The following is a 25319-nucleotide window of genomic DNA, read 5'->3' as shown; positions in this document are numbered from 1 at the left end:
CGGCCATCCAGGACCTCTGGATGATGCTCTCCGGCGACCGGCCGCGACAGACGGCCCAGCTCGAGCAGCTCATCAAGGGCTATAGCGAGTTCTTCACCTTCAACCCCCGCGAGCTGCGCCTGGTCGAGGCCCTGCGGACCCTGCGCATGCTCCACTTCTGCGCCTGGCTGGCCCGGCGCTGGGACGACCCGACCTTTCCGCATCACTTCGCCTGGTTCAACACGCCGCGCTACTGGGGCGACCACATCCTCGAACTGCGCGAGCAGATTGCAGCCCTGGCGGAACCGCCCCTGCAACTTCCCTAGACGTACCAGAACGAACAAGGGCGGCCCGCGGGCCGCCCTTGTTCGTTCCCCACAGCCGCAAACCCCCTAGCTGGTGAAGTTCAGCTTCCGCTCGAGATCCATCGACCGGGTGATCCGCTTGGCCTCTTCGAAGGTGATGACGTTCTGCCGGCAGAGCTGCACCAGGTGCTGATCGAGCGACTGCATGTGGTACTGGGCGCGGCCGTTCTCGATGTGCTTTTCGATTTCGTCGAGGCGGCCTTCGCGGATGCAGGCCTGGATGGTAGTCGTCGAACGCATCACCTCGACGACCGGGACGATGTTCTCCCCCGTCTTGTCCTTGATCAGCCGCAGGGAGATGGTCGCCACCAGGATGTCGGCCAGCCGCTGGCGGATCATTTCCTGCGCCTCCGGCGGAAAATAGCCGACCACCCGGTTGACGGTAGAGGCGGCGCTCTGGGTATGCAGGGTCGAGAAGACCAGATGCCCCGTCTCCGCCGCCTTGATGCAGGCATCGATCGTTTCCAGGTCGCGCATCTCGCCCACCATGATGACATCGGGGTCCATCCGCAGGGCGGCCTTCAGGGCGGCGCCGAAATTCTCGGTATCATTGCCGACTTCCCGCTGGATGATGCAGCTCTTGTTGGAAGAGAAGTGAAACTCGATGGGGTCCTCGATGGTGATGATGTTGTAGCTGGACGTCTCGTTCAGATGGCGCAGCATGGAGGCGAGGGTCGTCGACTTGCCGTTGCCGGTGGGGCCGGTGACCAGGATCAGGCCATTCGGGGCCTTGACGATTTCGGCCAGTACGGGTGGAAGATTCAGTTCCTGGAAAGTGCCGACGTGGGGTGGAATGACCCGCATGACGACACCGAGATTGCCCCGCTGCCGGAAGATGCTGACCCGAAAGCGCCCGCCGGTCGGCAACGAATATGAAGCATCCAGCTCCTTGAGGTCGGCGGAGAGCTGACGATTGTTGTGCTCCAGAATACTGCTGGCCACGAACTCGGTATCCCTGGCCGTCAGTTTCGGCAGTTTGGAGCGAATCAACTGGCCGCGTCCCCTGAAAAAAGGCGGGTTGTCCACTTCGAAGTGAACATCCGAAACCTTCTTTTCAAAAGCAATCTCCAGTATCTGATTCAGAATCTTCCTATCCATGACAGCACCTCTTCCTGACGTAATAGCACCCAAAGCTACCTTTTATTGGCCGGCCTTTTCAAGTTTTTTCCGGTAAAACGCATTCTCCAGCAGCAGGCCGACGCGGCCGGCCAGAATCTCGAGCAACGGCAGCGGCACGGCCGACGCCTCCTTTTCCCCGAAATCCCCGTAGGTCAGAGCCACAGTCTTTCCGCGGCTGCGCACCGGCAGCAGCAGGATGGTGGCGTTCTGCGGGGCACCGATTTCGGCATACAGGCGCTCCCGCAGCAGGGCATCGTCGCAACCTCCGCAGAAGGGTGCACCCTCCTCGATGACCCGGCTGAAAACCGAAGGCTTCTCCAGCGGGATTCGGAAGCCCAGGGTCGGGGTCGCCCCGCTGCTCTTCTCGCGGCGGATTCCGATCCCCCGCTCGGCGATCAGCTCGGCGTGGCCGACGACCAGGTTCAGCGAACGTTCGAACCGCCCGGCGACCGCCTGCAGTAGGGCCAGGAGTATGTCCGGAGCCTCCGTGAGGTCGTGCAGGGCGGCAAGCTCCTTGCCGAGCTGACCGAACAGGTCCTCTGTCGGCGGGCAGGCAGCACCTTGCAGGTAGCGGCAGAAAGCATCAAAAAAGAGGGCCGTGTCGGCGACGAAGGTCTGCGGCCGCACCGCCTGCAGGGGCCTTGGCAGCACGGCCCGGACACCCTCGGCGAAGGACTGGAGGGTGAAGGCATAGTCGAGGGGCGAGGCGAGCTGGATGATGGACATCCGCGGGTATTTTCCCATTCTCAGCCGGCGCAGGCCGACGGTTGCCGCAGCCCCCCCGACTCCGGCAGAGTCGGCCGGACTGTCCAGGACGAGCATCGGGTCGATCTTTTTCGCCAGGGACTGATCGATGATGTGGTCGAGGTCCTGCTCGTCGTTGGTGGCGAAGACCGGCAGCCCGTCGTGCTTGCAGACGGTGGTGACGACATGGGTGAAGAGCTCGTCCGAACTGAACAGGATCAGGGCCCGAGCCTCCGCTCTCTCCGCCGGGGCGGCAACGGCCCTGCCGGAGAACTTCAACAGAAACGCGAGCAGTTCTTCCCGCTCGGATGCGGAGAGTCCCGGAGCGAGCGCCAGCAGTTTCTGCCGCTGGCTCTCGGCCGGGTCGCCGTCCGCCAGGGTGGAGAAAACCCCGGGGATTTTTCGCTCCAGCCGATCGAAATCGCCAAGGCCGAGGTCATCTGCGGACAGGGACCAGCTCTCTTCCGCCGCCCCCGCCGTTTCCATGGCGGCAGCCGGCTCCACCACCCACTCTTCTTCGGTCAATTCGCCGTCGCGCTTTTTTTCGTCGTAGATGCGCAGGGCATCCATCAGCACGTTCTGGGTGTTCAGCAGGAAATCCTGGTTCAGCTTTTCGGGGAAATAACGGTATTCATCGGAAATTGCCAGGCTATCCACATCCAGAGAAAAAGTGCCGGTCGTCCAGGTAAGAATTTCGACGATCGTCAACTCGATCAGCACTTCCAGCGCCTTGAAGGCGGCCTCCTTTTTGACCTGTCCCCTTTCGATCAGCATGGCGATCAGCGGCTTGCGGGCTTCTCCGGCGCTTTTCTGGTCCAGAAGTGCCTGCGAGAGGGTTTCCTCCGTAATCGCCCTGGTCTTGACCAGGATTTTCCCGATGCGGACGCTGGCATTCAAATGGTTGGCGCTGACAATATACCCACCGTCAAAAACCAGCTGGCTCTCGCCCTTACTCCCCCGGACGCTGAGCGTCCCCGATTTTTTCGTAGCATGCAGCAGCTGGATGACATCGACAATGGGCAGGTGTTCCAGATCTCCGGTAAAGGACATTGTTTGACGCCTCTCTTCTGACGGGATGAGTTAGCGCTCTGTTGCGATGCAAATCTGCGCCGCGACGGGTCAAGGCCGCCGCCGGAATTGGCGCCGACAGCCTTCGGCTTTTGTTTCCCGGCAGCGCCGCAGGCGGCATGCCGCCCATTAAACTCAAAAATCGAAAAACATTCAAGCAGTTCTGCAAAAAGAGAGGAAGCCGGGCAGGCGACGAGAGATGACCGGAGCGTTGCCGGACTTTGCCAATTGCGAAAAAATCCGCTATGGTAGTGCCCTGCCGTCCGTTCCAGCCCCTGTCGCCACACCGTCCTGGCCAGGCTTTCCCCGGATGCCCCTGTGATGAAGGCAAAAAACACCGCGAAGAAACTCCAGCCCGCCGGCATGGTCATCCTGTACGAGGACAGGGACATTATCGTCGTCGATAAAGCGTCCGGCCTGCTGACCATCGGCACCGACCGCGACAAGTCGAGGACCGCCCACGCCATCCTCAATGATTACGTGCGCAAGGGAAACGCCAAATCCAGAAACCGGGTGTTCATTGTCCATCGCCTCGACCGGGAGACTTCCGGCCTCCTCCTCTTCGCCAAAAGCGAGGAGGCAAAACTGTTTCTGCAGCAGAACTGGGACCAGACCGAAAAGAGCTACCTCGCCGTCGTCCATGGCAGACTGACGCCCAGGGAAGGAACCATCACCTCCCTGCTGGCTGAAAACGCCGCGCACCACGTCTATTCGACCACCGATGCCGCGGCGGGCAAGTTTGCCCACACCGTCTACCGGGTTCTGCGCGAGACCCGTGACCTGAGCCTGCTGGAGATCGACCTGCTGACCGGCCGCAAGCACCAGATCCGCGTCCATCTGGCGGAGAAGGGACATCCGCTGGTGGGTGACCGGAGATACGGGCGGGGCAACGACACCTGCCCGCGGCTGGCGCTGCACGCCCGGTCGATTGCCTTCCAGCACCCCGTCAGCGGCCAGCGGCTCACCTTTTCTGCGGAAATTCCCGAATTTTTCACCCGCCTGATCGGCCGGATATAGCCCTTTTTTGTCTGGATATGTGCCCCGATGGAGAACTGGTCGGTCTACATCCTGCGGAACGAACGCAATGCCCTCTACACCGGGGTGACCAACCGGCTCGGCCGGCGGCTGGCCGAGCACCGGAACAAGCTGGCCCGGGGCGCCAAATTCACCCGTGCCTGCCAATCCCTCGACCTGGTCTATCACTGCGCGGTCGGGCCGCGGAGCCTTGCCCTGCGCATCGAGTCGAAAATCAAGCGGTTGCAGAAGCCGCAGAAAGAACTCCTGGTCGCTTCGGCGCCGGAGTTGCACCGGCTGCTCGAGCTGCTGGGCCTGCCGGCCGCGGCCGTCGGACCAACCCCATCCAATTAGGAAGGAACCACCCCTCCACCATGAACAAGGAAAGGATTCTGAAGAGCATCATCGCCAGCCTCGCCACCGACCTCGAGGTCCTGTTCAAGGCGGCCAAAACGGCCCACGCAGCCGCCACCCATGAAGAATGCATCGCCGACAACAAGTACGACACCCTGGGTCTGGAAGCCTCCTATGTCGCCCAGGGGCAGGCCAACCGAGCCCAGGAGATCAAGCAGGCCCTGGAGATGTACAGAAAACTGGAACTGCGCTCCTTCGCGGGGAATGCGGCCATCCGCCTGACGGCACTGGTCACCCTGGAAACCGAAGACGGCAGCACCAGGACGGTGTTCCTCGGCCCCGCAGCCGGCGGTCTGAAAATCGAGGAGGACGGCGAAGAGATCATCGTCATCACTCCGGGCTCCCCCCTGGGCCGGGCCTTGCTCGGCAAAAGCGCCGGCGACCGGGTGGAGATGCCGGCCGGCAGCGCGGAAAGGGCGTACGAAATTGTCGATGTCCGCTGATGGGGGGATGCGGCGGCGGGTTCGCTAGCGCAGGGGATCGAAGAGAAATTCCAGCCCGTTGAGCTTGATTTCGTAGACCGCCTGCAGCATCCGGCCGAGTTTCCCGGCAGGGAATCCCTGCTGTGCCAGCCAGACGACATAGGGTTCGGGCAGATCGATCAGCCGCCGGCCGGCGTGTTTGCCGAAGGGCATGCGCATTTCGGCCAGCTCGAGCAGGGCGGCGTGGTCGCAGGCGGGCATCTCCACGGGTTCACTCCAGTTCATCGACCAGGGCGGCGAAGGCACGTACGCTCTGGGCCTTTTTCAGCTGTTTGAGGGATTTGGCGAAGGTGGGGTCGGCAACGAAGGCGAGGATCTCCTTGACTTTGCCGAGCACCTGCGTCTCGCCGCAGAAGAGCTCGCCATAGCGCGCCAGTACTTCCCGCAGGTAGCGGCGCAGCATCGCCGCCACCTCCAGCCGCGACGGCTCGGCGGGGGCCTCGCCGCGCAGCCGGGCGAAGAGCAGCGGGTCGGCGATGGCGCCGCGGCCGAGCATGAGACCGGCGGCGCCGGTCTCCCGCAGTACCCGCAGCCCCTCGGCGGCGCTGCGAATATCGCCGTTGGCGATGACCGGCAGCCGGGTGCGGCGCACCACTTCGGCGGTCACGGCGTGGTCGGCCTCTCCGGCATACTGCTGCACTACGGTGCGCGGGTGCAGCACCAGGAAGTCGACCCCGGCCGACTCGAAGAGCGGCAGCAGTTTCAACACCAGTTCGTGGTCATCGTAGCCGGCGCGCAGCTTGACGGAAAAGCTCCCGGCAACCGCCTCGCGCAGGGCGGGGATGACTGCCGTCAGGTCCTCGGGCCGGCGCAGCATGCCGCCGCCGGTCAGGCCGCTGGTCATGCGGCCGTAGGGACAGCCCATGTTGAGGTTAAGATGGCGGGCGCCGGCGGCTTGGGCGGCCTGCGCGGCGGATACCAGGGCCTCCCGGCCGTGGCCGATCAACTGCACCACCAGGGGGACGCCCCCTTCGGCAGCAGCCATCTCGCGCAGATCGCCCGCGGCGAGGCGGCGCTTGCCGGCGACGGCACTGACCCGCATGAATTCGGTGCAGACGACGTCGGGGTGCACCCAGTCGATGAACAGCGCCCGCAGCGCCCGGTTGGTCAGCCCCTGCATCGGCGCCAGCAGCAGCGGGGTTTTCCCCGCCGGCCAGGGGAGCACCCCGGCCGCGAAAAACGGCTCTTTTCCTCGACCTGATTCGATTTTTTCCGCAATCCCAAGCATCTTGAACGATCCTCCCCAGCCACCTATTATGAACCAAGTCACCCTTCGTCTGCCGCATAAAAATGGCTCACACTTTTGTAGAATGCAAATAGAGCAGCGCGGCAGCAACAAATAAGGGGATTGCCGCCGGCCGTTCAAAAGTGTTATAAATAGTGCACACGTGAACCGCCGGGATCACCCCTGCGGTTCTTTATTTTTTCCGAAGGAATCCGAAAAATAATGATCAGCGCCAACAACATCGCCCTCGCCTACGGCAAGAGAGTCATCTTCAAGGACGTCAACATCAAGTTCACCCCCGGCAACTGCTACGGCCTCATCGGCGCCAACGGCGCTGGCAAGTCGACCTTCCTCAAGATCCTCGCCGGCGAAGCCGAAGCCGACAAGGGTGAGATCATCGTTACCCCCGGCGAGCGCATCGCCATGCTGCGCCAGGACCAGTTCGCCTTCGACGAGGAGACCGTCAGCAACACCGTCATCATGGGACACAAGCGGCTGTTCGAAGTGATGGCCGAGCGCGAGGCGATCTACGCCAAGCCCGAGTTCGCAGAGGCGGACGGCATCCGCTCCGGCGAACTGGAGGCCGAGTTCGCCGAGATGAACGGTTACGAGGCCGAGGCCGAGGCGGCGGTGCTGCTGAGCGGCCTCGGCGTTCCCGAGGATCTGCGCCAGAAGAGGATGAAGGAGCTCGAAGCCGGCGACAAGGTGCGGGTGCTCCTCGCCCAGGCCCTCTTCGGCAACCCCGACATCCTGCTGCTCGACGAGCCGACCAACCATCTCGACCTGAAATCCATCGCCTGGCTCGAGGATTTCCTCTTCCGCTTCCCCAACACCGTCATCGTCGTCTCCCACGACCGCCACTTCCTGAACCAGGTCTGCACCCATGTGGCGGATATCGACTTCGGCAAGATCACTGTTTACGTGGGCAACTACGACTTCTGGTACCAGGCGAGCCAGCTCACCCTGAAGCAGAAGCAGGACGAGAACCGCAAGGTCACCGACAAGGCGAACGAACTGAAAGAATTCATCCAGCGCTTCTCCTCCAACGCCTCCAAGGCGAAGCAGGCGACCTCTCGCAAGAAGCTGCTGGAGAAGCTCACCGTCGAGGAGCTGCCGGTTTCCTCGCGCAAGTACCCCTTCGTCGTCTTCAAGCCCGAGCGGGCCTGCGGCGACATCATTCTCGAGATCAAGGGGCTGCGCAAAAAGATCGACGGCGTCGAGGTGCTCGGCGGCCTCGACCTCATCGTCAACAAGGGGGACAAGATCGCCTTCGTCGGCGGCGACAGCCTTGCCAAGACGACCCTCTTCCGGATCATCGCCGGCGAACTGCAGCCCGATGCCGGGACTTACCGCTGGGGGGTGACCATCACCAGCGCCTATTTCCCCAAGGAGAACAGCGCCTACTTCGACAACGAGTTGAACCTGATCGAGTGGCTCTGCCAGTTCCCCCCCTGCGATGGCGAGAGCTTCGCCCGGGGTTTTCTCGGCCGGATGCTCTTCTCGGGAGACGAGGCGACGAAGAAGACCAAGGTCCTCTCCGGCGGCGAGCGGGTGCGCTGCATGCTCTCCCGGATGATGCTTGCCGGCGCCAACGCCCTGATCCTTGACGAGCCGACCAATCACCTCGACCTCGAATCGATCACGGCACTAAACAACGGGCTGATCGCCTTCTCCGAGGTGATCCTCTTCGCCTCGCACGACCACCAGTTCGTCTCCACCGTCGCCAACCGCATTGTCGAGCTCACCCCGGCCGGCGTCATCGACCGGGTGATGAGCTTTGATGATTACCTGGAAAATGCCGATGTGGCGCGGCTACGGGACCAGCTTTTTGCTGGACACCGGGATTTGAACCTGTAGTCTGGAGAAGTCCCCCTTTCGAAAGGATAGCACGATGGCGAAGAAACCGAATTACAACTTCGAGAAGCGGCAGAAGGAGTTGGCAAAAAAGGCCAAGAAGGAAGAGAAGAAGCAGCGCAAGCTGCTGGGGCTCGACGCCGCGGAAGAGGAAGGGACCGACGAGTCTGACGAAGCTGAAGAGTCCGACGAGTAGACGGCAAGAGCTCTTGGATGAACGGACAGCAGCGCAGCGAGATCCGTCCCGGTCTGGCCGTCGCCATCGTGCTGAAAAAAGACCAGCGCAGCGGCAGGCTGACCGAGGGGATCGTCAGGGAGATCCTCACCAGCGCCCCCTTTCATTCGCGGGGGATCAAGGTACGGCTGGAGGACGGGCAGGTAGGGAGAGTCAAGGGACTGGCCGGTAGTCAGGCTTAGCCGCCCCACCGGGGTGTCTCAACCTTTAAACTTAAAAAGCCCCGGTCATCTTCGCCGGGGCTTTTTCATTATAGTTCCTTTTTCGATATCCCCTGTGGGGATATTTCCTGGTTGTTCCGAATGTGTTTGCGTTTGTATTTATGGGGTGGTTCCTTCGCGGCCCGGTGGCTCAGAGACGGTCATAAAGTCTTCCTCCTTTTGCTTCGGGGTTGAGTAAAGAATACCACGGAACAGAGAGATGTAAATAGGCGCGTAAAATGAACTAATGGTGGATCAGCCTGTGGCTGCCGGCATCCCGGCGATGCAGGATTTTTCCGTAGATCCCGCCGATCGCATCAGACAACCGGGCAAACATCTCCTGGAAGGCCCGGGAATGCAGTTCTCTTCCCCGCCAGACCAACGCCTCGATTTCTTCCCTGTTCAACTCGTGCTGCGCTCCGCTGCCTTTCTCGGTTGACATTGGAATCTCCCTTCGCTGGTTTCCCCGGCCCTTCGACCACAGACGTAATTTTTTACTAAATAGGGTCTTACCGAGGCGCCAAAAAGGACGGAGCCGCTCCGCCTGGCCACAATTTAAGGTATAATTTACACTTCATAGTATTCTAGCACTGCAATTTGGTGCGTCAAGCGACTTTTGGCGGGGAATGTGGGCGGGATCCAAATATCTTTTCAGCAGGCCGTCAGGCTGAAGCAACAAGCCCCACTTTCAGGCAACTGCGATCAATTTGAGTAATGCAGTTCACCAGAAAGCCCAAAAAGGAACGGACCCTTCAGCAGAAGGGCCCGTCCATTTCAGTGGCCTGGTTGCCCATCAGTCCATATGGGTATCGAACTCGTGCGGATACTTTTTGACTTCCTCGTAGTTCACCTTGTAGCCATAGGTCAGTTCCTGACAGTCGCGCAGATTCCACGTCTCGCGATGACCGGACGTCTCGACCTCGATCGCCTCGCCGCTACAGGAAACCACCCGTCCCTTCTCGTGGGAACCCGTGTTTTCCACCCAGGTCAACCGCCCTTCCTGGGCCAGTTCACACATCCCTTCAAAATCGGTCCGTCTCATACTCTCCTCCTTTGCTGCGGACAGCCGTTCCGGAATCCTGGGAAGAGTGATCAGGGCAAGGCCGAAACAACCGCCGGCTTTCGTGTATTTTCATAACTATTATACTACGGCAGAGGCATAGTTGCAGTCTTCGCGTCGACTTAACAGCAACGGCCCCCGGAAACAGATTCCGGAGGCCGTTGCTGTTCAGCTGCCTGAACAGGAGCTAGAGAATCGCAACCAGCTCCAGGTCGAAGTGAAGATCTTCGCCGGCCAGCGGGTGGTTGGCATCGAGGGTGACGTTCTCGTCGGTCACCTCGACCACGGTACCGACGATGCTTTCGCCGTCCTCGCCGTTCAGTTCGAGATCCATGTCGACTTCGGGAACGAGGTCGTCGGGAAACTGGTCCCGACCGAGGATGATGATATTCTCCTCGTCGTAATCGCCGAAGGCGTCCTCGGCGGGGATGACGATCGACTTCTTCTCACCGGGGGTCATGCCGACCAGCGCGGCCTCGATCTGGGGGAAGAAGCTCTCGCTGCCGATGGTGAGTTCCATGGGGCCGGTTTCGCAGCCGCAGTCGTCAGAGGCGCAGCCATCGGAGCTGCAGCCTGCCTCCTCGACGGTCGTGTCGAAAATTGTTCCGTCTTCGAGCCTGCCGGTGAAATTGATTTTGACCCGGTCGCCCTGTTTTACCTTTGCCATTGAATGTTCCTTCCTCTGCGATGGTGTTTGCTTTGGTCACATGGTACGGGGAATGGCTCCCCCCAGTCCACAAAAAAAGCAGGGACTAGTGTTGATTGGCAATTATTAGCTTGCTTTCCGGATCGCCGCCGTGCTAGTGTCACCTAACTCAAGCAAGTTTGTGTAAATTTTCAGTTGCCCGACATCTTGACATGGCGTCAGAGCGGAACAAACACACAGACCTCTTTTGGCTGTGTGTTTTTTATTTTGGCAGCGATCGTGATTTGCACAACAACAAGTCCCAACAGGGAAAAAAGGAGCAACAAAATGGCTGAAGGTACTGTGAAGTGGTTTAACGACGCCAAAGGTTTCGGCTTCATTCAGCAGGACAACGGGCCCGACGTGTTCGTCCACTTTTCGGAAATTCAGGGCGACGGTTTCAAATCCCTCGCCGAAGGCGACCGCGTGAGCTTCGACGTCGTCCAGGGGCAGAAAGGCCCCCAGTCGGCCAAGGTTCGCCGGATCTAAGCAAGAGCCTTCTTGCTTCATGATTTGCAGAAAAAGCCCCACGGAAATCCGTGGGGCTTTTTCTGTTTGTCGGCTGCGGCTTGCCGTGTGTTCTTCAGGGAAAAACCTGCAGCAGCCAGTAGAGCAGCGGCAGGGTGGCGAAGGAGAAGAAGATACCGAAACCGACCAGGGCCACCGAGAGCTCGGCATCGAGCCCGGCGGCGACGGCCAGTGCCCCGGCGGTGACCATCGGCGGCATGCCGGCCTCGAACACCGCGACGTCGCTCGCCAACCCGTGCAGGCCGAGCAGGCGGCAGGCCAGCAGTGCCGCCATGGGCGCAACCAGCAGCTTGATCGCCATGCCGTAGCCGAGGGGAGCGAGGATGCCGGGGCGCAGCCGCAGCCGCAGCTGAAAACCGACGGCGGTCATGACCAGCGGGACGATGGAAGCGGCGACACCCTGCAGGGCATGCACAAGCTCGGCCGGATAGGTCCATGGGCGCAGCGCCAGGCCGACCACCAGGGCGATGGCGGGAGGAAAGAGAAACAGGCGCCGGGCCACCGTCGCCAGGTCCATAGAGCCTTCCCGTCCGTACAGGGCAAGGATGAACGAACCGTAACTGGCAAAGATCAGCAGGGTTCCGAGTTGGTCGTAGATGATGAGGAAGGGGATGCCCGCAGTCCCGAAAAAGGCCTGCACCATCGGCACCCCCATGAAGGAGGTATTGCCCAGCGGGACGATGAGCAGCAGCACGGCGGTGCAGGAGCGGGACCAGTGCCACAGCCGCGCCCCGAGCAGGACCAGGACCACGGAAACGAGCAGCATTCCCCACGGCACTATGGCCGCCACCAGCAGCTCACGGGAAAAGCTCAACTGCGGCACCTTGAGCAGGATCAGGGCGGGCAGCGACACGTAAAGGGCGAAAAAGTTGAGGGCCTGGGCAAATTCGCGCGGGAAATCCTTGATGCGGCGAAACAGCAGTCCCAGCCCCAGGAAGACCCCGATCTGGACAAAGTTTTCCACGGCCGGTTTACCTCCCGGGGTTTGGGTCGCCCGCCTCGCCTGCCCCGCAGCCGGCAGAAATACTCTCTGTCGGCGGGGATTCAGGCCTCGGACCTGGGCAGCAGCGCCGTCAGCAATACGGCAACGCCGGTCAGGGTGGCTGCCGCCAGATAGCTGGTGGTGAACGTTCCGCTCGCTTCGGCGATGACGCCGGCGCCGCCCGGACCGATCGTCTGGCCGACAGCGAAGAATAGAGTAATCAGCGAAAACGCCTGCGCAGCACGCGAGAGGCCCAGGTAGTCGCCCACCGCCGCCGCCATGATGGTCGGGATAGCGAAGGCCGCCAGCCCGTAGAGGACAATGGAGAGCAGCAGCGCCGTGGTGCCGAGCTTTGATCCGGCCAGCAGGTAGGCCGCCGTCTGGACCCCGAAGACCACGGCCAGCCCCCCTCTGCGGCCGATCCGGTCGGAGAGCACGCCGAACGACACCCCCGAGAGAAGACTGCACCACCCTACCCAGGACCAGAACATCCCCGCCCGCGCCTCGGTGAAGCCGTATTCTACCACCATGGTCGTGACGATGAAGGTGCCGTAGACCATGTAGGTCGCGCCGAAGACGAGGTAGAGCAAGCCCAGCTGCAGCAGGATGCGGCCGGCTCCGGGCGTCTCCCTTGCCGCCACCTGCTGCGGCGGGATCGGCTGGATATTCCCGACCGGCTCGAGATTGAGCTCGGCCGGATCGTTGCGCAACAGCTTGCCGGCGATGCCGGAAACCAGCAGCGCCAGCAGGGCGAGAATCTGCCAGCCGCTGCGCCACCCCTCCGCCCCCAGCCCGCGGTTGAGCGTCGGGATGAGATAACCGGAGAAGACGATCCCCGCACCGCTGCCCATGACCATCAGGCCGGCGGCCCGCCCCCGGCGCTCGCGCCGGAACCAGTGCGAAACCAGAACCATCACCGGAATGTTGGCGAAACCGCTGCCGATGCCCACCAGGGTGTAAAGGAGCAGGACTTGCCAAAAGCTGTGACAGAGGCTGATCCCCAGCATGCAGAGGGCGATCAGCAGCAGGGCGGCGACGATGGTGGCGCGGGGCCGGAAGCGCCGGATGAGCGTCGGCGCCAGGGCGACCGCCGCGAGATAGCCGGCAAAATTGCCCATGCTGATGAAACCCATCTGGTCGAACGCCAGGTCGAGGCCGGTACGCATCGCCGGCAGCAGCATGCCGAAGGCGAAGCGGGCGAGCCCCAGACAGGCGAAGAGGGAGAGGGCGCCGGCGAAAACGACCGTCCAGCCATAGTGCCGGATCTGCTTTGCAGTGGGGTTGGTCATCGAAACACGCTTCCGGCAAAAGAGGTCGCCAGCCGGGCAGCCTCAGGCGAGGAGGCGACTCCCCTCGAGAGTCAGCAGGGCGACCCCCACGTAACGGGCGAGCTTGCCGGCGGCGACCAGCAGGAAAAACCGGCCGAAACCGACTCGCAGCAGCCCGCCGACCAGGCAGAGGGGATCGCCAAGCACCGGCACCCAGGAGAGCAGCAGCGACCAGGCGCCGTAGCGGGCGTAAAACCGCTCGGAACGCAACCGGGCCGCCTCGTCGATGCGCAGCACCCGGCCGATCAGAACGGGGCCGCCCCAGAGGCCGATGCCGTAGGTGGTCAGCGCACCGAGGGTGTTGCCCAGGGTCGCCAGGGCGACGCTCAGTGTCGGATCGAACCCTTTGAGCAACAGTGCCGCGAGCAGCCATTCGGAGCCGAGCGGCAGCAGGGTAGAGGCGAGAAAGCTCAGCAGGAACAGGGCCGGATAACCGTGGGTGGTCAGCAATTCTTCCATTCGCGAATGTAGCGGTCGCCGCCGCCCCTGTCAATGATGCCGATGAAACCGCCCGGAAACAGACGGCACCCGTCGATTCAGCCTTTCTTCAGCCGGATCCCCTCGCTGCCCAGTTCGACCAGACCAGCCTTGTAGAGGCCGCCGACCGCCTTCTTGAAAGTCTTCTTGCTTATCCCCAGCACCTGCTGGATGACCGCCGGCGGGCTCTGGTCGTGCAGGGGAAGAAAATCGCTTTGCCGCAGCGCGGCCAGGAGGACTGCCTTGGCCTCCTCCATCCCCTCGGCGCCGCCCCTGGACAGGGTGACGTCGACCTTGCGATCCTCACGGAGACGCTTGACATATCCCTTGAGCCGATCCCCGCGCTTGAGCCCCCCCTTGAGTTCGTCCTTGTAAAGCAAGCCGGCATAGAGGTCGTTGATGATCACCCTGGCGCCCAGGTCGGTGAATTCCCAGATGACCAGTTCCACCTTCTCCCCTTCGGCGAGGTCGATCTCCTCCTTTTCCAGGCAGCGGTCGATGCGAGCGGTGCCGACCAGCCGCCCCAGACTATCGAGACAGACCTTGACCAGGTAGTTGCGCCCCACCTGCATCCGCTCGGGCTGCTCGCTGTAGGGGACGAGCAGATCCTTCTCCAGCCCCCAGTCGAGAAAGGCGCCGGGGCGGCTGACCTGGCGGACCCGGAGCAGGGCGAATTCACCCAACTGCGCCAGCGGCCGCCGGAGAGTCGCCACCAGGCTGCCGGAGGACTCCCGGGTGACGAAGACGCTGAGCCGCTCGCCGGCTTTAATCTCACCGGACACTTCCCGCCGGGGCAGCAGGATCGCCTCCCCGCCCCCCAACAGCCAGGCACCGCGCTCGTCGACATGGTCCACCTGCAAGGCGTGAATACGGCCGACTTCGAACATTCTCAGCCTCCAGAGTATGCCTGCGATAAAGGATCGGGGCGTGGTTCGACCACCATGGATTTATGCGCAAAAGGGCGACCGGTTGGCCGCCCTTTTGCTTTTTGCAGATGCGCGTCGATGGCGCCAGCCGCCGGCCGCTTTTTTCTGCTCAGCCGAAGGAGCAAACGTACTCGGCCACGCCGGTCTCCACCGCGATCTCGAAGAACGACTTGCCCGGCACGTCGAACCAGGTCCCGGCGGTGAAACCGATCCAGTCACCCTGCCCGGCAAGGCGCACCCGGCAGGCGCCGGCGATGATCTCCATCCGCTCGGGAGCGTCGGTGTTGAACTTGAACGAGCCCGGGTAGATCAGGCCGAGGGTCTTTTTGCTGCCGTCGGCAAAAGCGATCGTGTGGCTGGCGACCTTGCCGTCGAAATAGAGATTGGCCTTGCAGGTGACGGTGACGTGTTCGAACTTTTCGGGGGCGCTGTAACTCATGGGGTCTCTCCTTTGAAATCTGAAAAAAGGGCTTCTTTATCCGCAGATGACGCAGATAAAAAAACAAAAGCAGGATTCAAGGATTAAGTCTGCGTAAATCTGCGGATAATATTCGTCTTCAAGCCGCCCGGTGCTCCCGCCCGGTCTTGTGCAGATAATATTCGTAGTCTCCCTCGTAGACCCGCATCTCCCCATGGTCGATCTCGAAGACCCGGTTCACCAGACAGCGCAGGAAATGCCGGTCGTGGCTGACCAGGACCACCGTACCGGCAAAGTTCTGCAGCGCTTCGAGCAGGATTTCGCGGGACTGGATGTCGAGATGGTTGGTCGGCTCGTCGAGGACCAGGAAGTTGAGCGGCCGAGCCAGCAGGGTGGCGAGGACCAGCCGGCTCTTCTCGCCGCCGGAGAGCTTGTCGACGCGCTTGTCGACGTCGTCCCCCTGAAAGAGGAAGGCGGCGCACAGATTGCGCACGACGCCGATGCTCGCCTGGGGGAGCGCCTCCTGCACAGTGGCGAAGACGCTCTTTTTCGGGTCGAGGATATCCATGGCGTGCTGGCTGAAGTAGCCGAGATTGACGTTGGCGCCGAGGACGACGCTGCCGGCTGATGGTGCGGTCTGGCCGGTGAGAACCTTGAGAAAGGTCGACTTGCCGGCGCCGTTGACGCCGACCACGGCGATCTTTTCCTGCCGCCGGATAAGCCCGGAAACGCCGCCGAAGACCGATTTTTCGCCCCCCTCGGGAAGCGGCCAGGTTTTGCCGAGTCCCTCGATCTTGACCACGTCGTCGCCGCTGCGCGGCGGTTCGGCGAACGCGAACCGGATGGTCTTCTGCTCGGCCGGAATCTCGATGCGGTCGATCTTCTCCAGCTTCTTCACCCGCGACTGTACCTGGGCGGCGTGGGATGCCCGGGCGGCGAAGCGGGAGATGAACTCCTCCTCCTTGGCCAGCATCTCCTGTTGCCGGCGGTGGCTGGCAAGAAGCTGCTCGCGACGGATCTCGCGCTCGCGCAGATAGAAATCGTAGTTGCCGCCGTAAGTGGTGACGGTCTTGCCAGCGACCTCGATGATGCGGGTGACCAGCCGGTTCATGAAATCCCGGTCGTGGCTGGTCATCAGCAGCGCCCCCTTGAACTCGGAAGCCAGCCACTCTTCGAGCCAGACGATCGACTCGACGTCGAGGTGGTTGGTCGGCTCGTCGAGCAGCAGCACGTCGGGATTGAGGGTGAGGATGCGGGCGAGGGCGATGCGCATCTTCCAGCCGCCGCTGAAGCTCTCCACCGGGCGGCCATAGGCGTCCGGGCCGATGCCGAGGCCGGTGAGCACCGCCTGGGCGCGATTCTCCAAATCGTAGCCGCCGCGGTGCTCGAACTCCTCCTGGGCGTCCCCGTAGCGTTCGAGAAGCGCCGCCAGCGCGTCGTCGGCCATCGGCTCGCACATGGCCGCCTCCATCGCCTTGATTTCGGCACCGAGGGCCATCGTCCGGGCGGAGGCGGCCATTACTTCCTCCAGGGCCGAGCGGCCCGACATTTCGCCGACGTCCTGGGAGAAATAGCCGATGACGGTCTTTCTGGCACAGCTGATTTCACCGCTGTCGGGGTGCTCCTCGCCGGTGATCAGGCGGAAAATGGTCGTCTTGCCGGCGCCGTTGGGGCCGACCAGGCCGCTGCGGCTGCCGGGAAGAATCTGAAAGCTGGCGTTCTGGAATAGTATCTGCGCACCGTGCTGCTTGCTGATGCCTGTCAGGTGGATCATATGGAAACTCCGAAGGAAAATTCCCGCACTGTTACCATGGAGGGGTGACCAAGCGCAAGCCTATTTTGTACTGAAGATACTCATCCCCCATCCCTTGCCCCTTGCCTCTTACCTCTAATTGTGCTATCTGGACTGCAATCCATCGCCCGCCCACAGCCACCAGTTGCCGCCGGACACGCTTGCCAACGACAGGTAAAGACTATGACGACCTTCGACCGAATCGCCCTTCAGGTTCCCTCCCTGCTGCTGCCCGGAACGGAAATCGATCTGACCAGATGGGCGGTGATCGCCTGTGATCAGTACACCTCCGAACCCGCCTATTGGGAGAAGGTGCAGGAGCTGACTGCCGGCAGTCCCTCGACCTTCCACCTCATCTTCCCCGAGGTCTACCTGGAGGAACCCGACAGCGAGGAGCGTATCCGCCGCATCAACCATGAGATGGAACGCTACCTGGCCGAAGGCATCCTGGTGCCGCAGAAGCCCGGCTTCCTGCTGGTCGACCGGCAGACGCAGGCCGTCTCTTCCCGCAAGGGACTCATCGTCGCCCTCGACCTGGAACAGTACGACTACCGGGAAGGGGCGCAGTCGCTGATCCGCGCTACCGAGGGAACGATCCTCGATCGGTTGCCGCCGCGCATCCGGGTGCGCGAGCAGGCCTGCATCGAACTGCCCCACATCATGGTACTGATCGACGATCCGCAGCAGACGGTGATCGAGCCGCTGTTCGCCCGTTCACGCCAAACGGCCTACGACTTCCCGCTGATGCTCGGCGGCGGGCATATCCGGGGGTACCGGGTGGACGACGCCGACGGCATCCTCCAGGTCGCCGAGGCTCTTGAACGCCTGGCCGACCCGGAGCAGTTCGCCCGCCGCTACGACGTCGAAGGGCGACCGGTCGTCCTCTACGCCATGGGCGACGGCAACCACTCCTTCGCCACCGCCAAGGCGATCTGGGAAAAATTGAAAGAGGAAGCGCCCGACCGGCAGGCGATCATGGACCATCCGGCCCGCTACGCTCTCGTCGAACTGGTCAACCTGCACGACCCGGGTCTCGAGTTCGAGGCGATCCACCGGGTGCTGTTCGACGTCGATGTCGAAGCGATGCTGCTGCAGATGGAGAACTATTTTGCCGGGCAGGGGGCGATTCTGCGCTGCGAGCGCTTCGCCGAACGCACAGCACTTGAAGCCGCCCGCCAGGGCGCCGCTGCCGGGCATCGCCACCAGATCCCCTTCGTCAGCGCTGACGGCTTCGGTCTGTTGACGATAGAAAAGCCGACCCTGCACCTGACGGTTGCTACCCTGCAGGGTTTTCTCGACTACTTCCTCGCCGCAGAGAAGGGCGCCCGGATCGACTACATCCACGGCGAGGGAGCGGTCACCTCCCTCGGCTCGCGGCAGGGCAATGTCGGCTTCTACCTGCCGGCCATTTCCAAACACGAACTTTTCAAGACCATCATTCTCGACGGCGCCCTGCCGCGCAAAACCTTCTCCATGGGAGAAGCGGACGAGAAACGTTTCTATCTCGAATGTCGGAAGATCCGACCCTGACGGCAAAGCATTTACAGAAGGAGAGGCTTTTTTGAAGTCATTTTTCGGTTCCCTGCTGGCCCTGTTCATCTTGATGAGCGCCGCAGTCCCATCCCTGGCCGCCGAGACTTCTCGCGGCGTGCACGTGCAGGGTGACGGCCCGCACTATCTCAACCTTGCCGTCGGTACCTTCGAGGCCTTTGACGATAAGGACGACGCTCTGGCCGCCCAGGTCGAGTTCCGCTTCGGCCAGAAACTCCTCTGCATCGGTCCGCTCGCCGGCGTGCAGGCCAACCTCTCCGGCGGAATTTTCGGCTACGCCGGAATCTATCTCGACCTTGCCCTCGGCCCCTTCGTTCTTTCCCCGCAGACGAGCATCGGAGCCTACGAGCAGGGCGACAGCAAGGAACTCGGTGGCGTCTTCCAATTCATGTCCGGCCTCGGTCTCTCCTGGGAATTCACCGACCGCTCCCGGCTCGGATTTCGCTACCAGCACATTTCCAATGCCAACCTGCACGACAAAAACCCCGGAGCCGACATTCTCCTGCTCAACTACGGCATCGCCTTGTAAGCGGATTTTGGTCAGGCGCTCAGGGAACTCGGGACGTCCGAAAAACGCCACCGCAAAGGAAAAGAGACCGCGTGAATTCATCGCTAAAAAAATTGGCCGACGAGATTGAGGACGTCGAGTGGCACTGGCTGCGCCCGCACCTCGACCGCGGTGCACTGATCGTCGTCGACCCCGCTCTCGACCTGGCCGAAACCGCCGACCGCATCAGCGCCGACGACACCGCTGCGGTCGGCGTCTGGATCACCACCGGCCGACTGGTCAAACCGACCCCCGTGCAGATTGCCGCCTGGGACGCAGAACCGCTCCGGGCGTTCCGCATGTTGATCGTCCAGCCGTACGTCCTGATCCAGGCGCGGCCGGCCACAACCGACGAAAAGGAGTGAGCCATGTCCGACGAGACCCCCCTTTCCTGTTCCAGATGCGGCGCCGTCTGGCAGAAGTGCGGCACGACCAACTGCTGGAGCGGCGATCCGGCCACCCGCCCGCCGAAACCCGGCTACTGCCCCTCGGAACGTGAGGCTCAGATCATCGAGGATTCCTTCCGCCAATATACGGGCAGCGACGAGGATGCGCGCCTTGCCCGGGTGGCGGCGAAGGTCGAAGGCCTCTGCTACCAGCCGGTCCCCGGCTCGGACGCCGTCAACGCCCGCTGGACCCGGGTCGAGGATACCATCGCCCTCGCTCTGCTGATGGGCTGGAAAAAGATCGGCATCGGCACCTGCGTCGGCCTGCTCGATGAGTCCGAGCGCCTCTCGGCCATCCTGCGCGCCCAGGGACTGGAGCCGCTTTCCGTCTGCTGCAAGGCCGGCAGCATCGACAAGCTGAAATTGGGGATCGAAGAGAAATACAAGGTTCGCCCCGGCACCTTCGAGCCGGCCTGCAATCCGATCGCCCAGGCCGAACTGCTGAACAAGGCCGGCACCGACATGAACATCATCGTCGGACTCTGCGTCGGCCACGACATGCTCTTCGCCAAGCACTCGCTGGCGCCGGTCACTACCCTGGTGGTCAAGGACCGGGTCACCGGCCACAACCCGGTGGCCGTCCTTTACGGTCAGAATTTCTACTACAAGCGGCTGCAGAAGCAGCCGGTGGTGGTGCCGGAGGGGGATACCCCCGCCTAGGCCTTCGGAAACTCTTGTTTTTTCGTCCATTATCCGGTATATCGTTGTTTCCCGATCAAACTTCCGGCCCCGTCCGGATGCATCTTTATAAAAGACAGGAGAGCCACGTCCCATGCCCATGTCCGAGTCCTTCAAGAACCGCCTCTTCCCCGTGGTGGCGAAGATCGCCGCCCACTACGGCACCCCCTTTCACATCTACGACGAAGCCGGCATCCGCGAAACCGGCGCGAAGCTGAAGCAGGCCTTTGCCGGCATCGACGGCTTCCGGGAATACTTTGCCGTCAAGGCACTGCCCAACCGGCGGATCCAGCAGATCATGCGGGAGATGGGATTCGGCTTCGACTGCAGCTCGATCCCCGAACTGATCCTGGCCCGCCAGGTCGGCGCCCGGGGTGAAGAGATCATGTTCACCTCCAACAACACCAGCCAGGAGGAGTTCCGCTTCGCGGACGCCGACGGCGGCTGCATCCTCAACCTGGACGACATCTCGCTCATCCCCAAGGTGCCGAACCTCCCCGAACTGATCTGCTTCCGCTACAACCCGGGATCCCGCCGCACCGGCAATGTCATCATCGGCCATCCCGAGGAGGCCAAGTACGGCGTGACCCACGAGCAGGTGGTCGCGGCCTACCGTCTGGCCCGGGAGCGGGGAGCGAAACGCTTCGGCCTGCACACCATGATTGCCTCCAACGAGCGCGACTACACCTACATGGTGGAGACCGCCCGGATGGTGCTGGAGATCGCCGCACTGGTCGAGTCGGAGCTCGGCATCCGCTTCGAGTTCGTCAACATCGGCGGCGGCTTCGGCATCCCCTACCGGCCGGAGGACAACGCCCTGAACCTCGAGCAGATGGCCAGCGAGATCACCGCCCTGTTCGACGCCTTCCGCCGGCAGCACGGCTACGCGCCGCGGATGTACATGGAGAGCGGCCGCTACATGACCGGCCCGCACGGCTGCCTGATCACCACCGCCATCAACCACAAGGACACCTACCGCAAGTACATCGGCGTGGATGCCTGCATGTCGGCCCTGATGCGCCCGGCCCTCTACGGCGCCTACCACCACATCAGCGTCATCGGCAAGGAGAACCTGCCGAAGACCGAGGTCTACGACGTGGTCGGCTCGCTGTGCGAGAACAACGACAAGTTTGCCGTGCAGCGCGAACTGCCGCCGATCGCCGAAGGCGACCTGCTGGCCATCCACGACAGCGGCGCCCACGGGCACGCCATGGGTTTCCAGTACAACGGCCGCCTGCGGCCCATGGAGCTGTTGCTGCGCACTGACGGCAGCGTCGAACTGATCCGCCGGGCTGAAACGGTCGAGGACTACTTCGCCACCTACAACTTCACACCCGACACGTTCAAGCCCGCCGGGGCCTGAACACAGCGAAGGGATCTGGACGAAAAGGGCCGGCCCGGCAGGGCTGGCCCTTGCTCCATGCGGCTGAAAACTTTGCTTCGGCCTGCTCAAAAGCTAAATTTCCTGACAAAAAAAGACGCCCATGCGGGCGCCGTGTCTTATCCTTCCTCAGATTTTCCATACCGAACGGGACTGGCTGACGAGTTGCAAGCGGTTATCTCACCGCTCGTTTTCCTCTGGTGCCTAGTGGATTTCCCTTTTCTTGCCGCTCTCTTCCGGCCCTTCGATCAACACTTTACGACCGGTTGCGAATTTTTTCTCCATCGGCATGCTGATTCTCAGCACACCATTCTCATAAGCCGCGTGAATCTTCTCGGTATTCACCCCTTCGGGCAGGGTCAGCCTGCGGAGGAAGGAGCCGTACTGCGATTCACGGATGAAGTAAGTTTCCTCTTTCCGCTCTTTGCTCTCCCTGCGTTCGCCGCGGAGAGTAAGGATGTTTCCGTCGATGCTGACATCGAGGTCTTTCTTGCTGATACCGGGAAGTTCGGCCTCGACACAGTAGCTATTCCCTTCCACGAATGTATTGACCGCCGGAGTGATCATCCCTCCCCTTTCAAAGGCGGGTTCCGTGGTCAGTCCGAACGTCTTGCGGAAGAGCTCATCCATTTCCTTGTGCAGAGTGCTCAACTCTCTGCCCAGACCCCGGAAAGGTTCCCACTGGACTGGCAACATAGTGCTTCACCATCCTTTCCTTTTGCCCGTCCCTTCGGTCAGAACATATCTTTAGCACAAACTAATTATCTCGCCGCCGCTCCCTTTTGTCAAGAGACGTCCCGTGACTGGAGATCCGCACCGAGCCCCTGAAAGTGCCGCCTTTGCAAAGGCATCAGACGGCAGAAATCCACCGGTGCCGCCAACTCCTGACGACGCCCGTCGAGGTGCACGGCGAGGACTTCGCCACTGAGCCGGCGTTGACCGAAGCGCGCCTTCAGGGAACGGCAGCGGCATTCAATCCGGACCGGACAGGCGGCAACCAGCGGCACCCCTCTCTCCTCTCCCACGAGCAGCGACAGCGGCGACCGGCCGGCTGTGGCCGGGTCCGCGTCCCGGCCCGGCCACATCGGACCGGCCAAGGCCTGCATAAGTTCCTCATTGGGCAGGTTGACAAAAAACCGATCCCCCGCCCGGAGTACCTTTTGGTCGTCTACCCCTGGCCGCAGACAGACCGTAAGCAGAGGAGGATTGTCACAGACCACTCCCAACCAGCCCACGGAGTGAACCCGCACCTTTCCATCTGGAGAGCGGAAAGTCACCAGCGCCGAGGGGACCGGCAAGAACGAAAGCCCAAAAGCCCGGGAGCACTGCGGCATCGAATCCTCCAGGAAGCAGATTATCGCATCCGTTTCAGTTAACCATCGAACGGGTAATTTTCAAGCCGGGCGGCCGATTTAATTCTTGACACAAATGATAAACTTTATTAATACTCATATAAACATTGCATGGAGGACAAACACCATGAAACTCTCGACTAAAAGCCGCTACGGGCTTCGTGCGCTTTTTGATATGGCCTATCATGCGGGAACCCTTCCTGCGCAGATCAAGGACATTTCGCGCCGACAGGCCATCTCGCCCCGCTACCTCGAGCAGATTTTCCAGGACCTGAAGAAAGCCGGCCTGCTCAAGAGCCGGCGCGGCCCGCAGGGGGGTTATTATCTGGCCAGGCAGCCCCATGAGATTACGGTGCGCGACATCATCGAGGCGGCCGAGGGGGAGATGGCCCTGGTCGAATGCACCAAGGAAAGCAAAAGCCGTAAGAAGACTTGTGAATTCGATAACCTTTGTGTTACGCAGATCGTCTGGACGGAGGCGACCCGGCGTCTCAACGAGTATTTCCAGTCCGTCACCCTCAAGGACCTCTGCGAGGAAGGCAAACGCCTCGGCCTGGAGAAGGAACTCGACCACCGCTTCATGTATTTCATCTAGGAGCCCCCATGCCAACCATCATCAGCAGCAACCCCCTCGGGCAGATCGGCAATACTCCCCTGGTGCGCCTCAACAAGCTGGCGAGCCCGGAATGGGCAGCGGTCTGGGGAAAAATGGAAGGGACCAATCCGGGCGGCAGCGTCAAGGACCGCATCGCCCTGGCGATGATCGACCAGGCCGAAAAGGATGGCTGCATCCGGCCGGGCGACACCATCGTCGAACCGACCAGCGGCAACACCGGCATCGGCCTCTCCCTGGTCAGTGCCGTGCGCGGCTACAAGCTGATCCTGACCATGCCCGACACGATGAGCCACGAACGCCGCCGCCTGCTCGGCGCCTACGGTGCGGAACTGATCCTGACACCCGGAGCTCATGGCATGCGCGGCGCTATCGACAAGGCCGAGGAGATCGCCCGCAGCAAAAAATGTTTCATGCCGCAGCAGTTCAAGAACCCGGCCAACCCCCGCATCCACGAACAGACCACCGGCCCGGAGATTATCCAGGCCCTTGACGGCAAGGTCGACGCCTTCGTTGCCGGCGTCGGCACGGGAGGGACGATCACCGGCGTCGGCCACGCCCTGCGCCGCCATAATCCGCAGGCCCTGATCATCGCCGTCGAACCTGCCGATTCACCGGTCCTCTCCGGCGGCGGACCCGGCCCCCACAAGATCCAGGGGATCGGTGCCGGCTTCATCCCCGATATTCTCGACACCAAGGTTTACCAGGAAGTCCTCACGGTCGGCAACGACGACGCCATACAGACAGCCTACCGGCTGGCCCGCGAGGAAGGGGTCTTCGTCGGCATCTCCTCCGGCGCCAACGTCTTTGCCGCCCTGCAGATCGCCCGCCGTCTCGGCCCGGGGAATAATGTCGTGACCATGCTCTGCGACACCGGCGAGCGCTACCTCTCGACCGGCATCTTCGACTGAGCATTCAGCCTCACAACTTCTCGAGTGCCAGTCAGGTTCATCTATCGAAACCTGGACGGCTTCGTCCTGAGGAACTACTGATCCGTCATGTCTATTGACCAGAAATTCCAGAAACTTCAAAACCTGCTGCGGGAGATGAAGAAGGTGGTAATCGCCTTTTCCGGGGGCGTCGATTCCACCTTCCTGCTGCGGGTCGCCCGCGATGTGCTCGGCGCCGAAAACGCGGTCGCCCTGACCGCCACCTCGCCGACCTACCCCCAGTACGAATTCGAGGAGAGCCGGGAACTGGCCGCCTCGTTCGGCGTCCGCCAGATCGTGGTCGAGAGCAATGAGCTGGAGATTCCCGGCTTTGCCGGCAACGATCCCCGGCGCTGCTATTACTGCAAGCACGAGCTTTTCAGCATCTGTCGGCAACAGGCCCGGGAACTCGGTTTCGCCTTTATTCTCGACGGCGCCAACGCCGACGATCTCGCCGACTACCGTCCCGGCCGTGAGGCCGCCTGCGAACTGGCCGTGCGCTCCCCCCTGCTGGAGGCCGGCCTGGGCAAGGACGAAATCCGCGAGCTGAGCCGAAGGCTGGACCTGCCGACCTGGCACAAGCAACCCTTCGCCTGCCTCTCCTCCCGCTTCCCTTACGGCACCGAGATCACCCCGGAACGGCTGGCGCAGATCGACCGCTGCGAAACCTTCCTGCGCCATCACGCGTTCCGCAACTACCGGGTCCGCTACCACGGCGATACGGCCCGCATCGAGGTGGCCGCCGAAGAGATCCCCCGCCTGCTCGATGAGGATCTGCGGCAGGCGGTCGTCCTGGAATTCAAGGCTGCCGGCTTTACCTACGTCGCCCTCGACCTTCAGGGCTACCGGACCGGAAGCATGAATGAAATAATGCCATAGAATCCGGCCGAGGGCTCGGGGCAAAAGACCCAAGGTTAAAGCCCCTTA

31 protein-coding genes are annotated in these 25319 nt (G+C 62.1%); 16 read left to right on the top strand and 15 right to left on the bottom strand.

What is annotated here, in order from left to right:
* Positions 1-305, top strand: a 305-nt coding sequence (locus VD811_11125) for a stress response kinase A (protein ID HXV21523.1), incomplete at its 5' end; no start/stop codon positions are given.
* Positions 306-371: 66 nt separating this feature from the next.
* On the opposite strand, the gene VD811_11120 is transcribed toward VD811_11125, so the two are convergent.
* Positions 372-1442 (bottom strand): PilT/PilU family type 4a pilus ATPase, encoded by a 1071-nt coding sequence (locus VD811_11120; GenBank protein ID HXV21522.1) that lies wholly within the window; start codon positions 1440-1442, stop codon positions 372-374.
* Positions 1443-1484: 42 nt separating this feature from the next.
* The gene (locus VD811_11115; protein ID HXV21521.1) at positions 1485-3257 is read right to left on the bottom strand and encodes a DUF4388 domain-containing protein; all 1773 of its coding nucleotides are present in this window, start codon (positions 3255-3257) and stop codon (positions 1485-1487) included.
* Between the two features lie 339 nt (positions 3258-3596).
* Between VD811_11115 and VD811_11110 the strand changes: the two genes are divergently transcribed.
* The 3 genes from VD811_11110 to VD811_11100 are packed head-to-tail and all read left to right on the top strand — an operon-like array spanning position 3597 to position 5146.
* On the top strand, positions 3597-4292 hold the full coding sequence (locus VD811_11110) for an RluA family pseudouridine synthase (GenBank protein HXV21520.1): 696 nt from the start codon (positions 3597-3599) through the stop codon (positions 4290-4292).
* Between the two features lie 27 nt (positions 4293-4319).
* The gene (locus VD811_11105; protein HXV21519.1) at positions 4320-4643 is read left to right on the top strand and encodes a GIY-YIG nuclease family protein; all 324 of its coding nucleotides are present in this window, start codon (positions 4320-4322) and stop codon (positions 4641-4643) included.
* Positions 4644-4663: 20 nt separating this feature from the next.
* Positions 4664-5146, top strand: a complete 483-nt coding sequence (locus VD811_11100; protein HXV21518.1) for a GreA/GreB family elongation factor — start codon at positions 4664-4666, stop codon at positions 5144-5146.
* Positions 5147-5170: 24 nt separating this feature from the next.
* On the opposite strand, the gene VD811_11095 is transcribed toward VD811_11100, so the two are convergent.
* Together VD811_11095 and VD811_11090 are read right to left on the bottom strand one after the other, a co-directional pair.
* Positions 5171-5386, bottom strand: coding sequence for a DUF3820 family protein (locus tag VD811_11095; GenBank protein ID HXV21517.1), 216 nt, complete (start codon positions 5384-5386; stop codon positions 5171-5173).
* 10 nt (positions 5387-5396) lie between these two features.
* Positions 5397-6413: a tRNA-dihydrouridine synthase family protein gene (locus VD811_11090; protein ID HXV21516.1), complete on the bottom strand. Its 1017-nt coding sequence runs from the start codon at positions 6411-6413 to the stop codon at positions 5397-5399.
* A 219-nt stretch (positions 6414-6632) separates the two neighbouring features.
* Here VD811_11090 and VD811_11085 point away from each other — a divergent pair, with 219 nt between their 5' ends.
* Genes VD811_11085 through VD811_11075 form a run of 3 tightly spaced genes read left to right on the top strand, consistent with a single transcriptional unit; the run spans position 6633 to position 8681 of the window.
* Complete coding sequence (locus tag VD811_11085; protein HXV21515.1) at positions 6633-8267, top strand: ATP-binding cassette domain-containing protein; 1635 nt, start codon at positions 6633-6635, stop codon at positions 8265-8267.
* 34 nt (positions 8268-8301) lie between these two features.
* On the top strand, positions 8302-8460 hold the full coding sequence (locus VD811_11080; protein HXV21514.1) for a hypothetical protein: 159 nt from the start codon (positions 8302-8304) through the stop codon (positions 8458-8460).
* Between the two features lie 17 nt (positions 8461-8477).
* Complete coding sequence (locus VD811_11075) at positions 8478-8681, top strand: YwbE family protein (GenBank protein HXV21513.1); 204 nt, start codon at positions 8478-8480, stop codon at positions 8679-8681.
* A gap of 262 nt (positions 8682-8943) precedes the next feature.
* Here the strand turns inward: VD811_11075 and VD811_11070 are convergent, their stop codons facing one another.
* The 3 genes from VD811_11070 to VD811_11060 form a co-directional block, all read right to left on the bottom strand.
* Positions 8944-9141: a hypothetical protein gene (locus tag VD811_11070; protein HXV21512.1), complete on the bottom strand. Its 198-nt coding sequence runs from the start codon at positions 9139-9141 to the stop codon at positions 8944-8946.
* Positions 9142-9492: 351 nt separating this feature from the next.
* Positions 9493-9741, bottom strand: a complete 249-nt coding sequence (locus tag VD811_11065) for a hypothetical protein (GenBank protein ID HXV21511.1) — start codon at positions 9739-9741, stop codon at positions 9493-9495.
* Positions 9742-9946: 205 nt separating this feature from the next.
* Entirely contained in the window at positions 9947-10426 is a 480-nt protein-coding gene (locus VD811_11060) for a peptidylprolyl isomerase (protein ID HXV21510.1), read from the bottom strand.
* Between the two features lie 306 nt (positions 10427-10732).
* Here VD811_11060 and VD811_11055 point away from each other — a divergent pair, with 306 nt between their 5' ends.
* Positions 10733-10933 (top strand): cold-shock protein, encoded by a 201-nt coding sequence (locus VD811_11055; protein HXV21509.1) that lies wholly within the window; start codon positions 10733-10735, stop codon positions 10931-10933.
* 94 nt (positions 10934-11027) lie between these two features.
* Here VD811_11055 and VD811_11050 read toward each other — a convergent pair whose 3' ends face one another.
* The 6 genes from VD811_11050 to VD811_11025 form a co-directional block, all read right to left on the bottom strand.
* Entirely contained in the window at positions 11028-11936 is a 909-nt protein-coding gene (locus VD811_11050; GenBank protein HXV21508.1) for an AEC family transporter, read from the bottom strand.
* 80 nt (positions 11937-12016) lie between these two features.
* On the bottom strand, positions 12017-13243 hold the full coding sequence (locus VD811_11045) for an MFS transporter (GenBank protein ID HXV21507.1): 1227 nt from the start codon (positions 13241-13243) through the stop codon (positions 12017-12019).
* A 42-nt stretch (positions 13244-13285) separates the two neighbouring features.
* Positions 13286-13741 carry a YqaA family protein gene (locus VD811_11040; GenBank protein ID HXV21506.1) on the bottom strand — a complete coding sequence of 152 codons (456 nt, stop codon included), beginning with the start codon at positions 13739-13741 and terminating at the stop codon, positions 13286-13288.
* Between the two features lie 77 nt (positions 13742-13818).
* Positions 13819-14646 carry a S1-like domain-containing RNA-binding protein gene (locus VD811_11035; GenBank protein HXV21505.1) on the bottom strand — a complete coding sequence of 276 codons (828 nt, stop codon included), beginning with the start codon at positions 14644-14646 and terminating at the stop codon, positions 13819-13821.
* A gap of 148 nt (positions 14647-14794) precedes the next feature.
* Positions 14795-15124 (bottom strand): pyrimidine/purine nucleoside phosphorylase, encoded by a 330-nt coding sequence (locus tag VD811_11030; protein HXV21504.1) that lies wholly within the window; start codon positions 15122-15124, stop codon positions 14795-14797.
* Positions 15125-15242: 118 nt separating this feature from the next.
* Complete coding sequence (locus VD811_11025; GenBank protein ID HXV21503.1) at positions 15243-16877, bottom strand: ABC-F family ATP-binding cassette domain-containing protein; 1635 nt, start codon at positions 16875-16877, stop codon at positions 15243-15245.
* Between the two features lie 201 nt (positions 16878-17078).
* Here VD811_11025 and VD811_11020 point away from each other — a divergent pair, with 201 nt between their 5' ends.
* The 5 genes from VD811_11020 (at position 17079) to lysA (ending at position 21480) form a co-directional block, all read left to right on the top strand.
* Positions 17079-18425 (top strand): DUF1015 domain-containing protein, encoded by a 1347-nt coding sequence (locus VD811_11020; GenBank protein HXV21502.1) that lies wholly within the window; start codon positions 17079-17081, stop codon positions 18423-18425.
* A 31-nt stretch (positions 18426-18456) separates the two neighbouring features.
* Positions 18457-18975: an acyloxyacyl hydrolase gene (locus tag VD811_11015; GenBank protein ID HXV21501.1), complete on the top strand. Its 519-nt coding sequence runs from the start codon at positions 18457-18459 to the stop codon at positions 18973-18975.
* Positions 18976-19046: 71 nt separating this feature from the next.
* Positions 19047-19358, top strand: a complete 312-nt coding sequence (locus VD811_11010) for a DUF2288 domain-containing protein (protein ID HXV21500.1) — start codon at positions 19047-19049, stop codon at positions 19356-19358.
* Positions 19359-19361: 3 nt separating this feature from the next.
* The gene (locus VD811_11005; GenBank protein ID HXV21499.1) at positions 19362-20099 is read left to right on the top strand and encodes a DUF1847 domain-containing protein; all 738 of its coding nucleotides are present in this window, start codon (positions 19362-19364) and stop codon (positions 20097-20099) included.
* 112 nt (positions 20100-20211) lie between these two features.
* The gene (lysA, locus tag VD811_11000; GenBank protein HXV21498.1) at positions 20212-21480 is read left to right on the top strand and encodes a diaminopimelate decarboxylase; all 1269 of its coding nucleotides are present in this window, start codon (positions 20212-20214) and stop codon (positions 21478-21480) included.
* 222 nt (positions 21481-21702) lie between these two features.
* Here the strand turns inward: lysA and VD811_10995 are convergent, their stop codons facing one another.
* Positions 21703-22128 (bottom strand): Hsp20/alpha crystallin family protein, encoded by a 426-nt coding sequence (locus VD811_10995; GenBank protein HXV21497.1) that lies wholly within the window; start codon positions 22126-22128, stop codon positions 21703-21705.
* Positions 22129-22283: 155 nt separating this feature from the next.
* Complete coding sequence (locus tag VD811_10990; protein HXV21496.1) at positions 22284-22832, bottom strand: flavin reductase; 549 nt, start codon at positions 22830-22832, stop codon at positions 22284-22286.
* 145 nt (positions 22833-22977) lie between these two features.
* Here VD811_10990 and VD811_10985 point away from each other — a divergent pair, with 145 nt between their 5' ends.
* The 3 genes from VD811_10985 (at position 22978) to larE (ending at position 25271) form a co-directional block, all read left to right on the top strand.
* Positions 22978-23445, top strand: a complete 468-nt coding sequence (locus VD811_10985) for an Rrf2 family transcriptional regulator (GenBank protein ID HXV21495.1) — start codon at positions 22978-22980, stop codon at positions 23443-23445.
* Positions 23446-23453: 8 nt separating this feature from the next.
* Positions 23454-24374, top strand: coding sequence for a cysteine synthase A (gene cysK / locus VD811_10980; GenBank protein HXV21494.1), 921 nt, complete (start codon positions 23454-23456; stop codon positions 24372-24374).
* A gap of 87 nt (positions 24375-24461) precedes the next feature.
* Entirely contained in the window at positions 24462-25271 is an 810-nt protein-coding gene (larE, locus tag VD811_10975) for an ATP-dependent sacrificial sulfur transferase LarE (protein HXV21493.1), read from the top strand.
* The last annotated feature ends 48 nt before the right edge of the window (positions 25272-25319 follow it).

The sequence above is a fragment of the Desulfuromonadales bacterium genome (assembly GCA_035620395.1).
In the GTDB taxonomy this organism is placed as follows: domain Bacteria; phylum Desulfobacterota; class Desulfuromonadia; order Desulfuromonadales; family DASPGW01; genus DASPGW01.
The sequence above is the reverse complement of the archived record's forward strand: the minus strand, read 5'-3'. Positions and strand labels throughout refer to the sequence as shown.